This window comes from Nordella sp. HKS 07 (genome assembly GCF_011046735.1).
Lineage (GTDB): Bacteria > Pseudomonadota > Alphaproteobacteria > Rhizobiales > Aestuariivirgaceae > Taklimakanibacter.
Map to the genome: position 1 here is coordinate 6692504 of NZ_CP049258.1, position 15734 is coordinate 6708237.

The 15734-nt window shown below is 62.7% G+C and carries 15 protein-coding genes; 7 read left to right on the forward strand and 8 right to left on the reverse strand.

Features of this window, described 5'->3' with window-relative positions:
• Positions 1–252 precede the first annotated feature (252 nt).
• The 3 genes from G5V57_RS31725 to G5V57_RS31735 form a co-directional block, all read right to left on the reverse strand.
• Complete coding sequence (locus G5V57_RS31725; protein ID WP_206530133.1) at positions 253–885, reverse strand: LysE family translocator; 633 nt, start codon at positions 883–885, stop codon at positions 253–255.
• Positions 882–1637, reverse strand: coding sequence for a pyridoxine 5'-phosphate synthase (locus G5V57_RS31730; protein ID WP_165172881.1), 756 nt, complete (start codon positions 1635–1637; stop codon positions 882–884). Before G5V57_RS31730 ends, G5V57_RS31725 begins: the two co-directional genes overlap by 4 nt.
• Positions 1638–1737: 100 nt before the next feature.
• The gene (locus tag G5V57_RS31735) at positions 1738–2784 is read right to left on the reverse strand and encodes a helix-turn-helix transcriptional regulator (protein ID WP_246737443.1); all 1047 of its coding nucleotides are present in this window, start codon (positions 2782–2784) and stop codon (positions 1738–1740) included.
• Between the two features lie 196 nt (positions 2785–2980).
• Between G5V57_RS31735 and G5V57_RS31740 the strand changes: the two genes are divergently transcribed.
• The 5 genes from G5V57_RS31740 to G5V57_RS31760 are packed head-to-tail and all read left to right on the forward strand — an operon-like array spanning position 2981 to position 8308.
• Complete coding sequence (locus G5V57_RS31740) at positions 2981–4369, forward strand: aminotransferase (protein ID WP_165172883.1); 1389 nt, start codon at positions 2981–2983, stop codon at positions 4367–4369.
• A gap of 32 nt (positions 4370–4401) precedes the next feature.
• Positions 4402–5508, forward strand: coding sequence for an ABC transporter ATP-binding protein (locus tag G5V57_RS31745; protein WP_165172885.1), 1107 nt, complete (start codon positions 4402–4404; stop codon positions 5506–5508).
• Positions 5505–6422, forward strand: a complete 918-nt coding sequence (locus tag G5V57_RS31750) for an ABC transporter permease (protein WP_165172887.1) — start codon at positions 5505–5507, stop codon at positions 6420–6422. The genes G5V57_RS31745 and G5V57_RS31750 overlap by 4 nt, the downstream gene beginning before the upstream one ends.
• Positions 6415–7236, forward strand: coding sequence for an ABC transporter permease (locus tag G5V57_RS31755; protein WP_165172889.1), 822 nt, complete (start codon positions 6415–6417; stop codon positions 7234–7236). The genes G5V57_RS31750 and G5V57_RS31755 overlap by 8 nt, the downstream gene beginning before the upstream one ends.
• A gap of 31 nt (positions 7237–7267) precedes the next feature.
• Positions 7268–8308: an extracellular solute-binding protein gene (locus tag G5V57_RS31760; protein WP_165172891.1), complete on the forward strand. Its 1041-nt coding sequence runs from the start codon at positions 7268–7270 to the stop codon at positions 8306–8308.
• A gap of 48 nt (positions 8309–8356) precedes the next feature.
• On the opposite strand, the gene ilvN is transcribed toward G5V57_RS31760, so the two are convergent.
• The 3 genes from ilvN to miaA all read right to left on the reverse strand — a co-directional run bounded on the left by ilvN (position 8357) and on the right by miaA (position 11743).
• Entirely contained in the window at positions 8357–8914 is a 558-nt protein-coding gene (gene ilvN / locus G5V57_RS31765; protein ID WP_165172902.1) for an acetolactate synthase small subunit, read from the reverse strand.
• 12 nt (positions 8915–8926) lie between these two features.
• On the reverse strand, positions 8927–10705 hold the full coding sequence (locus G5V57_RS31770; protein ID WP_165172904.1) for an acetolactate synthase 3 large subunit: 1779 nt from the start codon (positions 10703–10705) through the stop codon (positions 8927–8929).
• Between the two features lie 189 nt (positions 10706–10894).
• Positions 10895–11743 carry a tRNA (adenosine(37)-N6)-dimethylallyltransferase MiaA gene (miaA, locus tag G5V57_RS31775; protein ID WP_246737444.1) on the reverse strand — a complete coding sequence of 283 codons (849 nt, stop codon included), beginning with the start codon at positions 11741–11743 and terminating at the stop codon, positions 10895–10897.
• Positions 11744–11901: 158 nt separating this feature from the next.
• Between miaA and serB the strand changes: the two genes are divergently transcribed.
• Both serB and G5V57_RS34690 read left to right on the forward strand, forming a co-directional pair.
• Positions 11902–12651: a phosphoserine phosphatase SerB gene (gene serB / locus G5V57_RS31780; protein ID WP_246737445.1), complete on the forward strand. Its 750-nt coding sequence runs from the start codon at positions 11902–11904 to the stop codon at positions 12649–12651.
• Positions 12652–13223: 572 nt separating this feature from the next.
• Positions 13224–13886 (forward strand): hypothetical protein, encoded by a 663-nt coding sequence (locus G5V57_RS34690; RefSeq protein WP_246737750.1) that lies wholly within the window; start codon positions 13224–13226, stop codon positions 13884–13886.
• A gap of 81 nt (positions 13887–13967) precedes the next feature.
• Here G5V57_RS34690 and G5V57_RS31790 read toward each other — a convergent pair whose 3' ends face one another.
• Together G5V57_RS31790 and G5V57_RS31795 are read right to left on the reverse strand one after the other, a co-directional pair.
• A complete protein-coding gene (locus tag G5V57_RS31790) occupies positions 13968–15440 on the reverse strand; it encodes a DegQ family serine endoprotease (RefSeq protein ID WP_246737446.1) in 1473 nt (490 codons plus the stop codon).
• Between the two features lie 94 nt (positions 15441–15534).
• The gene (locus G5V57_RS31795; protein ID WP_165172914.1) at positions 15535–15732 is read right to left on the reverse strand and encodes a DUF2065 domain-containing protein; all 198 of its coding nucleotides are present in this window, start codon (positions 15730–15732) and stop codon (positions 15535–15537) included.
• Positions 15733–15734 lie beyond the last annotated feature (2 nt).

Here is a 15734-nt window from a genome sequence, read left to right on the forward strand (position 1 = left end):
TACGAGCCGGAAAGCTCGCAAAACCGGGGCGCACAATAGAGATCGGTGCCCCAAAGGCAAGCCTGTTCGATGCATTGGCCACATGCCTCCGCAGGGGGCTTCCGACCCTATGGTCAGCCTGAGAAGCGGCCTTAACCGGCATCCGCAACCGATTCAAATGACTCGGCTATTGCCGGCGGCCCAGGTCCCCGAGACGATCCGCGCAAGTCCCCGCGCCACCACGGGAACCCGGCTTGCCGGCGCCAGGGGAGATCAGGCGACGTCGCGCGCCTGCCAGAGGATCCTGAGGCTCAAAGCGCCCAGGAACAGGCCGGTCACCCGGTCGATCCACTTCTTGGCGCCGATATAAAAGCGCCGCACGGGTGCCGAGCCGAAGCACAGCGCGACCAGCACATACCAGACGATCTCATTGGTCGTTACGATGGCGAGCAACGCCGGCATCATCCACGTCGGCACGTCCTGCGGCAGCATCGCCACGAAGATCGAGCCGAAGAAGACGGCAACCTTGGGGTTCGAGATCTGGGTGAGAAATCCTCTCACGAACGGATTTCGCCGCATGGCTTCGCCATTGCCCTCGCCCATTTCGATGGGCGCGTCGGCATGCCGGAAGATCTGATAGGCGATCCACAGGAGGAACAAGGCGCCCGCCACCTTCATGCCGACGAACAGCCAGTGATGCAGCCGGAACAGCGCATTGAGGCCAAGCAACGCGGCACTCGCCCACACGACGGTGCCGGCGCCGAGGCCGAAGGCGATCTTGATGCCGTCGAGGCGCGAACGCGCCACGGCGGTCTGCGCGGTGATGAGGAAGCTCGGCCCTGGGCTGATGACCGCCAGAAGCTGAACCAGTCCGATGGTCACCAAGGTGATCAGGCTTGCCGTCACGCCGCTTCGCTCCTCAAATTTCCGCAGGCCACACGGAACAGCCGCACGGTTTCCGCCATGCCGAAGACCAGCGCATCCGCCGTGATCGCATGGCCGATCGAAACCTCCCGCAGATTGGGCAGCGCCGCCACCAGCCGCGGCAGATTTTCCCGCGTCAGGTCATGGCCGGCATTGAGGCCGACGCGGGCCTTATCCGCCGCCTTGCCGGTCGCCACCACTTTGCGGAACTCCCGCTCCATGGCGAGAGGCTCGAAAGCACCGCCATAAGGACCGGTATAGATCTCGACGCGATCGGCCCCCACCTCCTTGGCCTGAAAAGCGAGTTCCGGCTCGGCATCGATGAAGATCGAGACCCGCATGCCTTGGGATTTAAGCGTGCCGATGACGTCGGTGAGAAAGCTCCGGTGGGAGGCGATATCCCAGCCGTGATCGGAGGTCACCTGGCCGATATCGTCCGGCACCAGGGTCACCTGGTCGGGCTTCGCCGCCCTGACCAGCTTCACGAAATCCGCATCGGGATTGCCTTCGATATTGAATTCGCGGCCCGGAAACTCCGTACGGATCATGTCATTGAGGATCCCGACATCGCTCCTTCGGATATGCCGCTCGTCCGGTCTTGGATGCACGGTCAGCCCATAGGCGCCGGCCTGCAGCGCGATCCGTCCCAGGCCTTCGACGCTCGGCCAGGGCAGATTGCGCCGGTTGCGGAGAAAGGCGATGGCATTCACATTGACGGACAGGTTGGTAGACAAGGCACACCTCGGCTGGTCGAAGACAGCCTGACCCTATCAATCGAGTGGATGGGCAAAAATGTCCGCTTTTCGGCGATTTTCTCAGACCACTTTTGGGTGATCATTCCTTGTCAGCATGCAGCACGGGACTGCGGCCCTGCAGATGATCGAGAAACATGAGGAATATCTCGCGCTCGGTTGTGATGTCGAGCCGGCGGTAAATACGCTTCTTGTGCGCCTTTACGGTCTGCGGCGCGCAGCCGAGCCGGTCGGCGATCGCCTTGGTGGGATGCCCTTCGAGGATGGCGCAGATGATCTCATGCTCACGCTTGCTGACATAGCCGGCAAGGAACGAGGTCTTGAGCGCCGGCAGGCTGGCGCGCAGGCTGGAATAGCTGAGTACGCATAGCCGGCCGCCCGGAGCGATGGGGAACCATTCATCCAGGCGACTGGCGAGCAGCGTTCCGTCATCGAGGTCGACGCTCCGGTTGTCCTCGCTGAAGTCGGATCCGGCTTGGCGGGCGAGAGCGCCGTCACGCCGGCAGGCCTGACGCCATTCGCGATTGGCAAACACGATCTCGCCGCTTCGGTCGAAGATGCAAACGGCGTTGGTCTGGAGGCCGCGCGCCGTGCGTGTCACAGCCCCCCTGAACAAGAGCTGATTGTTGGTCCGGTGCAGCCGGGCGAAGCCGGAATAGAGCCGGCGCAGGACATCCGGCGCCTCGTCCGAGAAGCGCATCGATCTTTCCATGAAGAGCGCGACCGTGCGCCGCCCAGGTGACGGCAGGAGGACGCCGATTTCGTCGACGAGGCCGATCGGATCGTAGAATTCGGCGAAGTAGTTGCCGAAGTCGCAGTCGCGGTTGCGCACCTCGTTCATGGTCACGACGCCCGGCCTGCCGGTTCTCTGCCAGTGGCGCGACAGCGGACAATACCGGCTGAACTGGTGCACGTAGGATTCACAATGCTTTTGCGGCGTGTCGCAAGGGTCGATGCAGACGGCGCGTCCGTCGCGCTCGATCTGATAGACCTGGGCAAAGTCGCTCGGATACACATCACGAACGACATCGAGGAGCCCGCGATGGAACCTCGGCGTGCCCAGCGCTCCGGCAATCTGGCCGAGCGCCGATGCCGCAGCTCCCGCGTCGGTTATCCCGAGCCTCCCCATACGAGCCCTCCTCCCGTCCGCGTTACCCCAAAAGGGGGATTCAAGCTGGCGCCGAGCATGCCCTAGAGCTTTCCCGCAGTCCATCCGCTTGCGCGGCTGCGGACGGGTGAATAACGCAAAGTTCAACGGCGGACTCGCGTTGGTCTCCCCCCATATATACCTTCTCAAGACCGCAACAGTTCAGGTGAAGCCGGAAATGACCTTGACCACCAATTACGAGAGCTCCGCACAGGAAGCCTGGGAGCAGGATCGCGCCCATCTCATCCATCCCTTCTCGAGCCTTGCCGCCAACAAGGAGGAAGGCTGCACCGTGATGGCGGGATCGGACGGCGTCCATGTGATGGATGCCGAGGGCAACCGCTTTTACGACGGGATCGGCGGCCTGTGGTGCGTGAATGTCGGCTATGGGCGCGAGGAGATCATTGAGGCCATCGTCAAGCAGCTGCGCGAGCTGCCCTTCTATTCGGCCTTCAACAACCTGACCAACAAGCCGGCCTCGGCGCTCGCCGCCAAGCTCGCCCAGCTGGCGCCCGGCAAGCTGAACCACGTCTTCTTCGGGACTGGCGGATCGGTGGCAAACGATTCCGCCGTGCGCCTCGTCCATCACTATTTCAACCGGATCGGCAAGCCCTACCGCAAGAAGATCCTGTCGCGCCAGAACGCCTATCACGGCAGCACCCACCTCACGATCGCGCTGACCGGCCCCGTCTATCAGGCGGGCTGGGACGGAGCCACCGATCTCGTGCACTATCTCTCAGCCCCGCACAGCTATCGCCGTCCCGAGGGCGTCAGCGAGGAAGGCTTCCTCGACTTCCTGGTCAATGAAATGGAAGACGCGATCCTGAAACTCGGCCCCGACAATGTCGCGGCCTTCATCGCCGAGCCGATCATGGGCGCGGGCGGCGTGATCGTGCCGCCCGAGGGCTATCACAAGCGCACCTACGATTTGTGCCGCAAATATGGGATCTTCTATATCGCCGACGAGGTGGTCACCGCCTTCGGCCGCCTCGGCCACATGTTCGCATCCTTCGACAAGTTCGGAATCGAGCCGGACATCATTTCCGCCGCCAAGGGCATATCCTCAGGCTATCAGCCGCTCTCCGCGACCATCATTTCGGACGAGATATTCGATGTCATCAGCCGGCCGGGTGCCGCTTTCTTCCATGGCTTCACCTATAGCTGCCATCCCGCCGCCTGCGCCGCCGGTCTCAAGAACATCGAGATCATCGAGCGCGAGAAGATCTGCGAGCGCGTGCGCAAGACCGGCCCCGTCTTCGAGAAAGCGCTCAGAAAGCTTGAGGATCTCGATCTCGTCGGCGAGGTGCGCGGCAGCCATTTCATGATGTGCATCGAGAATGTCGCCGACAAGGCGACCAAGGCGCTGCTTCCAGCAGAAGCGAATGTCGGCAAGAGGATCGCGCAGAACTGCCAGAAGCGCGGCTTGATCGTCCGCCCGCTCGGCCATCTCAATATCCTGTCACCACCGCTGACACTGGAGGTCGCGCAGATCGAGGAGATCGGCGGCATCCTGCGCCAGAGCATCAAGGCCACGATGGATGATCTCAAGAAGGATGGATTTCTTTGATGCTGCACCGGCAGCGGGATTTTGCGGAGGCGATGAGCACGAAATCGGCAACTGAGTGCAAGACGGCGATCGACGTCTCGGGCGTCGTCAAGCGCTTCGGCCAGGGCCAGGCGAGCGTTTTGGCGCTGAAAGACGTTTCGCTTTCCATTCGCGACAATGAGTTCTTCACCTTGCTGGGCCCTTCGGGCTGCGGGAAGACCACGCTGCTCCGCATCCTCGCGGGCTTCGAGGCAGTCAGCGACGGCACAGTGGCGCTCTATGGCGAGAATATCGCCGGGCTTCCCGCGAACCGGCGCTCGGTCAACACGGTGTTTCAGCACTATGCGCTGTTCCCGCATATGACGGTCGCCGAGAACGTGGCGTATGGGCCGCAGCGCCTGCGCCGGCCGCCCCAGGAGATATCCGAGACGGTCGCCCGCATGCTGCAACTGGTCAAGATGGAGAAATTCGCCGAGCGCCGGCCGACGCAATTGTCCGGCGGCCAGCAGCAGCGTGTCGCCCTCGCCCGCGCCTTGGCCCCGCATCCCAAGGTCCTGCTCCTCGATGAGCCCCTTTCCGCTCTCGACCTGAAGCTCAGACAAGCCATGCGCGCCGAGCTCAAGCAGCTCCAGCGCGCCACCGGCATCACCTTCGTCTTCGTCACCCACGACCAGGAGGAAGCGCTGTCGATGAGCGACCGCATCGCCGTCATGTCGGACGGCGAGGTCCAACAGGTCGGCACGCCGTCGGAAATCTACGAATATCCCGTCAACCGCTTCGTCGCCTCCTTCATCGGCGACGCCAACTTCATCGCCGCCGAGATCGCAGGCGTCGCCGCCGGCGTCGCTACCTGCCGGTCAGCCGGCGGCCTTCCCTTCACGGTTGCGGTCGCAGCCGGAGGCACGCCCGGCGACAAGGTGACCTTGTTCCTGCGTCCTGAAAAGGTGCGGATCGGTTCACCAGAGGGCGAAGGCCTTCCGGGCAGGATCATGACCACGGAATATCTCGGGCAATCGACCTTCTTTCAGGTCGATATCGGTGAGGACGCGCCTCTGATGGTGGCCGGGCGCAGCCGCGACGATGGCGGCGTGCGCCACATGGCCGGCGACCGCGTCTCTCTCGCCATCGGCACTGATGCCCTAAGGATGCTGGTCGGATGACCGTGACGCCGACAGCCGCGGCACTGAGGAGGTTGATCGGCCTCGCCCCGGCGCTTTTCGTCATCGGCCTCTTCATGCTGGTGCCGGTCGCCGTTATGGCGCTCTATTCCTTCCTCGAATCCAATCCTTTCGGTGGCGTCGTCTGGCGTTTCTCGCCGGAAGCCTATCTTCAGTTCCTGTTCGAGCGCGACCTTGCCGACAATCTCGTCTTCAATCCGGGCTATCTGATCATCATCCTGCGCTCGCTCGGCCTCGCGATCCTGGCGACCATACTCTGCCTGATAGTCGGCTTCCCGGTCGCCTATTTCATCGTCCGCCAGCCCGCCCAGCACCGCAGCATCTGGATCTATCTGATCACCATTCCCTTCTGGACCAATCAGCTGGTGCGCACTTTCGCCTGGATCATCGTTCTCGGCCGCAATGGCACGGTCGAAATGCCGTTCCGCTGGCTGGGATTGCTGGGCGAAGACGACACGCTGGGTCTCATGTACACAGATTTCGCGATCGTCATCGGCCTCATCTATGCCTTCATCCCGATCATGGTGCTGCCGATCTATGCCAGCCTGGAGAAGCTCGACTTCCGGCTCGTCGAAGCCTCCTCCGACCTCTACTCCTCGACCTTCGAAACCTTCCGGCGCGTGATCATCCCGCTGGCGAGACCCGGCATCGTCGCGGGCTCGATCCTCGTCTTCATTCCCTGTCTGGGCGCCTTCATCCAGCCTGACCTCCTGGGCGGCGGCAAGAAATTGATGCTCGGCAGCCTGGTGCAGTTCCAGTTCGCCACGGCGCGCAACTGGCCTTTCGGCGCCGCGGTGGCGATGATCCTGCTCGCTTTCGTCATCCTCTGTCTTCTCTGGTATGCGCAAGCCGCGCGCCGGGCCGGATCGCATGCGGGAGCCCTCGCCCATGCCTGAAGCGCGCGCGCCTGCCCAATTCCGCAACGCCGGCGAAGTGCCCGGTCTCAGACCTGCCGCCTATGGCTTCATGGCCTTTCTCTATCTCCCGATCGCCATTCTCGTTCTTTATTCCTTCAATGCCGGCTCGCTGGTGATGGTCTGGTCGGGATTCAGTCTCGACTGGTATACCAAGGCCTTCGCCAATGCCGATATCCAGCGCGCCGCATTGAATTCCCTCGTCGTGGCGACCGTCGCGACCGCCCTGGCGACGGTGATCGCCACGCTCGCCGCACTGGTGATGACGCGTGGTGGCCCCTTCCGCGGGCGCGGCGCCAGCCTCGTCTTGATCTCCTTGCCGCTCATGGTGCCCGAGATCGTAACCGCCGTCGCCATGCTGATCGTCTTCGCCGGCACGGGCCTGTCGCTGGGCCTCGGCAATGTCATCATCGCCCATGTCACCTTTTGCATTCCCTTTGCCTTCATGCCCATCCGGGCCAGGCTCGAAGGCATGGACACGACGCTCGAACAGGCCTCCGCCGATCTCTACGGCACCGACTGGGCCACCTTCCGATATGTCACCTTGCCCATCCTGATGCCCGGCATCGTCGCCGGCGCGATGCTGAGCTTCGTCATCTCGATCGACGACTTCATCATCACCATGATGGTCGCCGGCGCCGGCTCAACCACCTTGCCCGTCTATATCTACAGCATGATCCGCCAGGGCGTTACGCCCGAGGTCAATGCCGTTTCATCCCTGTTGCTCTTGGCTTCCGTCCTGCTGGTGACGCTCTACTGGCTCGTCACCCGCAGGCGCGAGGCGGCCGACAACTAAAAACTGACAACAAATCAAAGGAGGAAACCCAATGAGACTGCTCGTCGCATCCGCGATCGCGGCGGTGCTGGCATTGTCGCCGAGCGCTGCCTGGTCACAGGAGAAGCTCTTTCTCTACAACTGGACGGACTATACCTCGCCCGAGGCCATCAAGAAATTCGAGGCGGAGACCGGGATCAAGGTCACCATCGACACCTATGATTCGAACGAGACCTTGCTCGCCAAGCTGAAGGCCGGCGCCACCGGCTATGACGTGATCATTCCCTCGAACAACTTCGTGCCCATCTTCATCGACGAGAAGCTGGTCCAGAAATACGACGTGAAATCGCTGCCCAACTTCGCCAATGTCGAGGACCGCTGGAAGAGCCCCGAGTGGGACAAGAACCAGGAATACACCGCACCCTTCCAATGGGGTACCACCTCGGTCGCCTATCGCGAGGACCTCTATGGCAAGAAACTCGAGTCCCTTGGCGAGTATTTCAAGCCGTCCGGGAAAGCGGCCGGCCGCGTGAGCGTGTTCAAGACGCCGGAAGAAATCGTCAATCTGGCGCATCTCTATCTCGGCCAGAAATTCTGCAATCCCGATCCCGCCCAGATGCAGAAGGTGCAGGACCTGCTTCTCGAACAGAAGCCGGCCGTCAACACCTACAGCTCGGAGGGGATGAATGACCGCCTGATCAACGGCGACAGCGTGATCAGTGCACACTGGAACGGCTATGCCCTGAAGGGCCGCACAGAGGGAGCCAAGTCCGGCAAGATCGTCGCCTATGCCTATCCGAAGGAAGGCGTCATCGGCTGGATGGACAACATGATGATCCCGACGACCGCCGGCAATGTCGAGAACGCCAAGAAATTCATCAATTTCATGATGGCGCCGGAGAACATGGCCCTGCAGGCGAATTTCACCGGCTATGCGGCGGGCATCAAGGGCATGGAAGCCTCGCTCACCGAGGAGATGCGCACGGCGCCCGAGATCAACGCGCCGGCCGACGCCAAGATCATCTTCTCCTGGGCCTGCGACGCCCAATCCCAGAAGCTGATCGACAAGGTCTGGACCAACGTCCTCAAGTAAAACCGGGCGTCATGGCCGCAAGAGGTAACGCTCTTGCGGCCGCTTTCGTCAGATCTTCATCGCCTCCGGGCCGCGCGAAATGGCGGCGATGCCGGTGCGCGACACTTCCACGAGGCCGAGCGGCTGCATCAGCGAGATGAACTGATCGACCTTGCTGGTCTTGCCGGTGAGCTCGAAGACGAAACTCTCCGTCGTCGCGTCGATGACATGGGCGCGGAAGGCGTCGGCGAGCCGGAGCGCTTCCATGCGCTTCTCGCCCTTGCCCGCCACCTTGATGAGCGCCAGCTCGCGCTCGATGGCATTGCCCTGCACAGTGAGGTCGGCGACCGAGTGAACCGGCACCATGCGCTCGAGCTGCGCCTTGATCTGTTCGATCACATTGCTGGTGCCCGAGGTCACGATGGTGATGCGCGACACATGCGCGTCATGCTCGGTCTCTGAGACAGTGAGCGAGTCGATATTGTAGCCGCGCCCCGAAAACAGGCCGATGACCCGCGCCAATACGCCAGGTTCGTTATCGACCACCACGCACAGCGTATGCGTCTCGACCGCACGCTTGCGATCGTCGAGGAAATAGGCCGAGGCCGGTTGTGATTGCATGTTCATTGTCGTCGTTCCTTAAACCAGGACCTTGCCTTCGGCGCCAATCGCCTTCTCGATTTCCTCATCCGGCACGTCTTCGCCGAGCAGCATCTCGTTATGCGCCTTGCCCGAGGGAATCATCGGGAAGCAATTGGCGAGGCTGGCGACGCGGCAGTCGAAGATCACCGGCCGATCGACCTCGATCATCGCCTTGATTGCACCGTCGAGTTCAGCCGGCTTCTCGGCCCGGATGCCCACCGCGCCATAGGCCTCGGCCAGCTTGACGAAATCGGGCAGCGCTTCCGAATAGCTTTCCGACAGGCGGTTGCCGTGGAGGAGCTGCTGCCACTGCCTGACCATGCCCATATACTGATTGTTGAGGATGAAGATCTTGACCGGCAGGCGGTACTGCACCGCCGTCGATATCTCCTGCATCGTCATCAGCACCGAGGCGTCGCCGGCAATGTCGACGACGAGGCTCTTGGGATGCGCCATCTGCACGCCGATCGTCGCCGGCAGCCCGTAGCCCATCGTGCCGAGGCCGCCCGAGGTCATCCAGCGGTTCGGCTCCTCGAATTTGAAGAACTGCGCCGCCCACATCTGATGCTGGCCGACCTCGGTGGTGATATAGACATCCTTGTCGCGGGTCAGCGCATAGAGCCGCTCGATCGCATATTGCGGCATGATGACGTCCTTGCGCGGCTTGTATTTGAGGCTGTCGCGCGAACGCCACTGATCGATCTGCTTCCACCATTGAGCGACCGCCGGCTTGTCGACCTGGTGCTGCCGGGCCTTCCACACCCTGATGAAGTCTTCCAGCACATGGGCGCAGTCGCCGATGACAGGCAGATCGACGCGGACATTCTTGTTCACCGACGAGGGATCGATATCGACATGGATCTTGCGCGAATGGGGCGAGAAGGCATCGACACGGCCGGTGATGCGGTCATCGAAGCGCGCGCCGATATTGATCATCACGTCGCAGCCATGCATCGCCATATTGGCTTCGTAGGTGCCGTGCATGCCGAGCATGCCCACCCAGTGCTTGTCGGAGGCCGGGAAGGCGCCGAGGCCCATCAAGGTCGAGGTAACCGGAAAACCCGTCATCTTGACGAATTCGCGCAACAGCTTCGAAGCCGTCGGCCCCGAATTGATGACGCCGCCCCCGGTATAGAAGATCGGTCTCTTTGCGCTCGCGATCAGATCGACCGCCGCCCGAACCGCATTCTGGTCCGGTTTCACGCGCGGACGGTAGGTCTTATGCTGGATGTTGCCCGGCCCGACATAGGTGCCCTTGGCGAACTGGACGTCCTTCGGCACGTCGACGACGACCGGGCCGGGCCGGCCGTTGGTCGCGACGTAGAAGGCCTCGTGCAGGATGCGCGCCAGGTCGTTGACGTTCTTCACGAGATAATTGTGCTTGGTGCAGGGCCTGGTGATGCCGACCGTGTCGCATTCCTGGAAGGCGTCATTGCCGATGAGATGGGTCGGCACCTGGCCGGTGATGCAGACCAGCGGGATCGAGTCCATGAGCGCGTCGGTGAGGCCGGTGACCGCGTTGGTGGCGCCGGGGCCGGACGTGACGAGGACGACGCCGGGCTTGCCGGTGGAGCGGGCATAGCCTTCCGCCGCATGGGTGGCGCCCTGCTCGTGGCGCACCAGAATGTGCTTCACCTTGTCCTGCTGGAAGATCTCGTCATAGATCGGGAGAACCGCCCCGCCCGGATAGCCGAACACATGTTCGACCCCCTGATCCGCCAACGCCTTCAGAATGATCTCGGCGCCTGTCATCTGCTCATCGCTTCGGCCAGCCATCGTCTTACTTCCTTCCTTGTCCTCGTCTCGCTGTCGTTCCATCGCGGGCAATAAAAAAGGCCCCCGAGGGAGCCTTTTGCGCGTCAGCCAGTATCGTGGCAGCTTAGGCTGCCCCGGCGACGCGCATTCCTACGATAAGAACGAGAGATTGGTACATGGCGAGCCTTGTAGTGGCCTTGGCGGCAAACGTCAAGCGCGTCTCTCCTCCCAGCCGGGCATCTGGTGGCGCCACCAGGTGAGCTGGCGCTTGATATACTGCCTGGTGGCGGTCTGGCCGGCTGCGATGGCATCGTCGAGCCCCCGCCAGCCCGACAGCCAGGCTGCCAGTTCCTTGACCCCGATGGCTTTCATCACCGGCAATTTCGGATCAAGCCCCAGGGCCAGCAGTGCCTTCACCTCCTCGACAGCCCCCTCCTTAACCATCCGGGCGAAGCGTTCATCCGCTCTGGCATAAAGAGCCTTGCGGTCGGGATTTAGCAATATCCGCTCGACCGACACCCCGGCCAGCAGGGCCTCGGACTGGGCCGCTCGCTGCCAGTGGTCGAGCGGCTTGCCCGTGCCCTCGAAAACCTCGAGCGCCCGGATGATGCGCTGCCGGTCATTGGGGTTGAGCCGGGCCGCCGCCCCCTCGTCACGCTTGGCGAGTTCGGCATGCAGGTCGCCCTTGGCCTCCCGCCATTTTTGCGTGATGTCGGGCGGGATCAGCGGGATATCGGCGAGGCCCTGCTCGAGGGCCTTGAAATAGAGCCCGGTCCCGCCGGTGACGATGGGAACACGGCCCGACCGCCACACCGCTTCGAGCTCGGCCGTCGCATCGGCGAGCCAGCGCGCCACCGAATAGGCCGTCTGGCCGGACACATGCCCGTAAAGCCGGTGCGGCACCTGCGCCTCGTCCTCGGCGCTCGGTCTGGCCGTCAGGATGCGCAATTCGCGATAGACCTGCATCGCGTCGGCATTGACTACGACGCCGCCGCGCTCGTGGGCGAGCGCGATCGCTAGTGCCGACTTGCCGCTGGCAGTCGCTCCTGCGATAAGCACCGCTCGCTTTTCCAAGGACATGGGTGGATGGACTCCGTTGTCATTCTCATAGCAGCCCCGGGCTCCAGCGCAATCAGCGCGAGGATCGCCACGGCGCTCGGCGATCTGACGTCGATGCAACCCCAGTGGCTGTGCCGGGGGAAGCGCTTCAAGCTACCGTGAGCACCGCAACGGCTCCGGGACTTGACGCCGAACTCCAACAGCTGGTGCGGGACCTTCCCGTCGATGTCGCCGTGGTTCCAGCGGAGAACCGCCGCAAGCGGCTGCTGATCGCCGACATGGATTCGACCATGATCGGCCAGGAGTGCATTGACGAACTGGGGGCACTGGCCGGCGTTGGCGCGCGCATCAAGGACATCACGGCCAGCGCCATGCGGGGCGAGCTCGATTTCGAGGCGGCGCTCAAGGCGCGCCTCGCACTGATGAAAGACCTGCCGGAAACCGCCATCGCAAAGGTCCTGAAGGAGCGCATCTCGTTTACCTCCGGCGGCAGGACTCTCCTTGCCACGATGAAGGCCAATGGCGCCTATGCCGCCCTCGTCTCCGGCGGCTTCGTCCAGTTCACGCATTACGTTGCGCGAGAGCTTGGATTCGATGAACACCGCGCCAATGAGCTGCTGATTGCCGATGGCCGCCTCACCGGCGGCGTGCGTGAGCCGATCCTCGGCCAGGATGCCAAGGTATCGGCCCTCGACGACATCACCGCCAAGCTCGAAATTACGCCCGAAGACGCGCTTGCCGTGGGTGACGGCGCCAACGACATCCCGATGCTGCGCAAGGCCGGCCTTGGCGTGGCGCTCCATGCCAAACCCAAGGTCCAGGAGCAGGTACCGGTGCGCGTCAATTACGGCGATCTCACCGCCCTTTTGTATCTTCAGGGCTACATCTCGGCGGAATTTACCTCGTAGACCCGACGGACGCGCTTTTTTCATCGTCACGGCTTTGCTAGAGTGCATAATCGGTGCGGACGGCGTGAATGGAGGTCTCCATGAACGTGATCCGTTTGCCTGCGCTGGCATGCATTGGCTTGGCCGCGATTGTTTTCGCGGTAGCGCCTGCAAGCGCCCTCACCACCAAGGAATGCGGCGTGAAGTACCAGGCGGCCAAGGAGGCCGGCACGCTCAAAGGCTTGAACTGGAACGAGTTCCGTAAGGCCCAATGTGGCCCTGATGCGACGGCAGAGGATGCGGCGGCCAAGACGAAGAGCACGGCTGCCCCGGCCGACGATGCGGCCAAGGGTCTGACATCCAAGCAGTGCGGCGCGAAATATCAAGCTGCCAAGGAGGCTGGAACCCTCGGCGATATGAAATGGAACGACTTCCGCAAGGCCGAATGCGGTCCGGGCGCTTCCGCCGGGACCGAGAGCACCAAGGCGAAGGCCAAGAAGGCGGCGGCGGGCGACGATGCGGCCAAGGGCCTGACCTCCAAGCAGTGCGGCGCCAAATATCAGGCGGCCAAGGAGGCCGGCACTCTCGGCGATATGAAGTGGAACGACTTCCGCAAGGCCGAATGCGGTCCGGGCGCTTCCGCCGGAATCGAGACGACCACGGCAAAGACCAAGAAGGCCGCGGCTTCGCAAGATGAGACGGCCAAGGGCCTCACCTCCCAGCAATGCAGTGCGAAATATCAGGCCGCCAAGGCAGCCGATGCGCTCAATGGGATGAAGTGGAACGACTACCGCAAGGCCGAATGCGGGCCCGGCGCATCTGCGGCATTCGAGGCGCCCAAGGCCACCAAGGCCTCCACCAGTTCAGGCGGCGGCCTGTCGATGAAGGATTGCAGCGCCAAGTATCAATCCGCCAAGGAGTCGGGCTCGCTGGGCGGGCTCAAGTGGAACGACTTCCGCAAGGCCAAATGCGGTGCTGGGGCGGCTGATGACGAGACGGTGCCGGCGGAGAGCGAGGCCAACTACACCAACGAACCCGAAACGCCGGCGATCGCTGCGCCAAGCGGTGTCAAATTCCCGCGTGCCGTCTCCTCCAAATACTCAAGCGAGCCGGAAGGCAAGGCCCGCATGCATACCTGTCTCCAGCAATACTACGCCAACAAGGACAACAACGCGTTGGGTGGCCTGAAGTGGATCCAGAAGGGCGGCGGCTATTACAGCCTGTGCAACGCCCGCCTGAAGAGTGGGACGAGCTGAAGCTGCGGAACAATACAATCAATAAGCAAAGAGAGCGCCGCTTCGGCGCTCTCTTCGTTTCGAGTTATGAACTGGGCCGCCTCAGTCGTTCTTGATCCGGACCGCGATGAAGCGCATTTCGCTCTGCTTGCCGCCCTTGGCGATGAACAGCAGCACCGATTTCTTCGAAGCGCCCTCGGCGTCCTTGACGCGCGCCGTCACGTCTCCCGGAGTCTTGACTGACTTCTGACCCGCTTCGGTGATGACGTCGCCCGGCTCGATGCGCTTCTCTGCCGCCGGCCCGTTGGGGTCGACCTCGGTGACGATGGCGCCCTCCAGGCCCTCATCGATCTTGAAGCGCTGGCGCTGCTCGTCGGTGATGATGGAGAGCTTCATGCCGAGCGTGTCGGCCGTATCCGCCGACGCACCCGCTTCCGGATTGGCGGCGGCGATGACCTTCTCGCCATCCTCGAGGCGACCGACCTCGGCCGAAAGCTCGACCGGCTTGCCCCCGCGCATCACCTTGACCACGACCTTCTTCCCGATCGGCGTGTCAGCGACGACCCGTGGCAGGTCTTTCATCTCGTGAATGGGTTTGCCGTCGAATTCGGTGATCACGTCGCGCGGTTTGAGGCCGGCCTTCTCGGCGGGCCCGGTCGGCGTCACTTCCGCCACCAGGGCGCCTTGTGTCTTGCCGAGATCGAGGCCTTCAGCGAGATCGTCGGTAAGCGACTGGATGCGCACGCCGAGCCAGCCGCGCCGCGTCTCGCCATATTTGACCAACTGGTCGACGACGCCCTTGACGGTGGCGGAAGGAACCGAGAAGCCGATGCCGACCGAGCCGCCGGAGGGCGAATAGATGGCGGTGTTCACACCCACGACGTCGCCATTGAGGTTGAACAGCGGTCCTCCGGAATTGCCCTTGTTGATGGCGGCGTCGGTCTGGATGAAATCGTCATAGGGGCCGGCATTGATGTCACGGTTGCGCGCCGAGACGATGCCGAGCGACACCGAGCCGCCGAGTCCAAAGGGATTGCCGATGGCGAGCACCCAGTCGCCGACCCGGAGCTTGTCGGAATCGCCGAAGCTCACCGCGGTGAGCGGCTTGTCAGGCTTGACCCGGAGCACTGCGATATCGGTCTTGGCATCGCGCCCGACCAGCTCCGCCTTGAGATTGGTGCCGTCATTGAGAATGATGCTGATATCTTCCGACTGCTCGATCACATGGTTGTTGGTGACGATGAGACCCGAGGCGTCGATCACGAAGCCTGAGCCTTGCGAATTGACGGTACGGGGTTCCGGCTTCCCGCCCGGGCGCTGGCGCTTGAAGAAATCCTCGAACATGTCGCGGAAAGGAACATCGGGAGGCAGCTCGGGGATCTGCAATTGCACGCCGCCCGCCACCTTCTGTGTCGTGGCGATCGAGACGACCGCCGGCGAGAGCTTCTCAGCGAGATCTGCGACGGTCGGAAGCTGTTGAATTTGTTGGGCTTGTGCCGGCACCTGCGGCACGAAACCGTCAAAGGCAGCGAACGCCAGAGGCGCAGCCACCGCCGCGGCCAGAACCCGTTTCACCGTTCCATTCATAACCTTAGATCTCCGTCATCACATCGTCAGGTGAGTAAGCGTCCATTGCCTTGTGCCTGCAAGCGCTGGCTGGATCACGATTTCATGATCCAAGTACCGACCTCGCCAGCCAGACCAGGCCCACGCCGAAGGCCGCAGCGATGAGCCCACCCAGTCTCAAGCTATCGTCGGAAGTGTTCTGCATCAACGCGATCACCGCCTTCAGATGGCCCGGAACAAAGGCAGAAAGAAGGCCCTCGATCACGAAGACGAGACCGAGGGCCGTGATGAAATCGCTCATGA

Excerpts from the sequence above, each read along its gene's own strand:
- G5V57_RS31740 (WP_165172883.1), top strand. The coding sequence starts at position 2,981 with ATGACCTTGACCACCAATTACGAGAGCTCCGCACAGGAAGCCTGGGAG.
- G5V57_RS31760 (WP_165172891.1), top strand. The coding sequence starts at position 7,268 with ATGAGACTGCTCGTCGCATCCGCGATCGCGGCGGTGCTGGCATTGTCG.
- G5V57_RS31750 (WP_165172887.1), top strand. The coding sequence starts at position 5,505 with ATGACCGTGACGCCGACAGCCGCGGCACTGAGGAGGTTGATCGGCCTC.
- G5V57_RS31770 (WP_165172904.1), bottom strand. The coding sequence starts at position 10,705 with ATGGCTGGCCGAAGCGATGAGCAGATGACAGGCGCCGAGATCATTCTG.
- G5V57_RS31755 (WP_165172889.1), top strand. The coding sequence starts at position 6,415 with ATGCCTGAAGCGCGCGCGCCTGCCCAATTCCGCAACGCCGGCGAAGTG.
- G5V57_RS31795 (WP_165172914.1), bottom strand. The coding sequence starts at position 15,732 with ATGAGCGATTTCATCACGGCCCTCGGTCTCGTCTTCGTGATCGAGGGC.
- G5V57_RS31735 (WP_246737443.1), bottom strand. The coding sequence starts at position 2,784 with ATGGGGAGGCTCGGGATAACCGACGCGGGAGCTGCGGCATCGGCGCTC.
- ilvN (WP_165172902.1), bottom strand. The coding sequence starts at position 8,914 with ATGAACATGCAATCACAACCGGCCTCGGCCTATTTCCTCGACGATCGC.
- G5V57_RS31745 (WP_165172885.1), top strand. The coding sequence starts at position 4,402 with ATGAGCACGAAATCGGCAACTGAGTGCAAGACGGCGATCGACGTCTCG.
- G5V57_RS34690 (WP_246737750.1), top strand. The coding sequence starts at position 13,224 with ATGAAGTGGAACGACTTCCGCAAGGCCGAATGCGGTCCGGGCGCTTCC.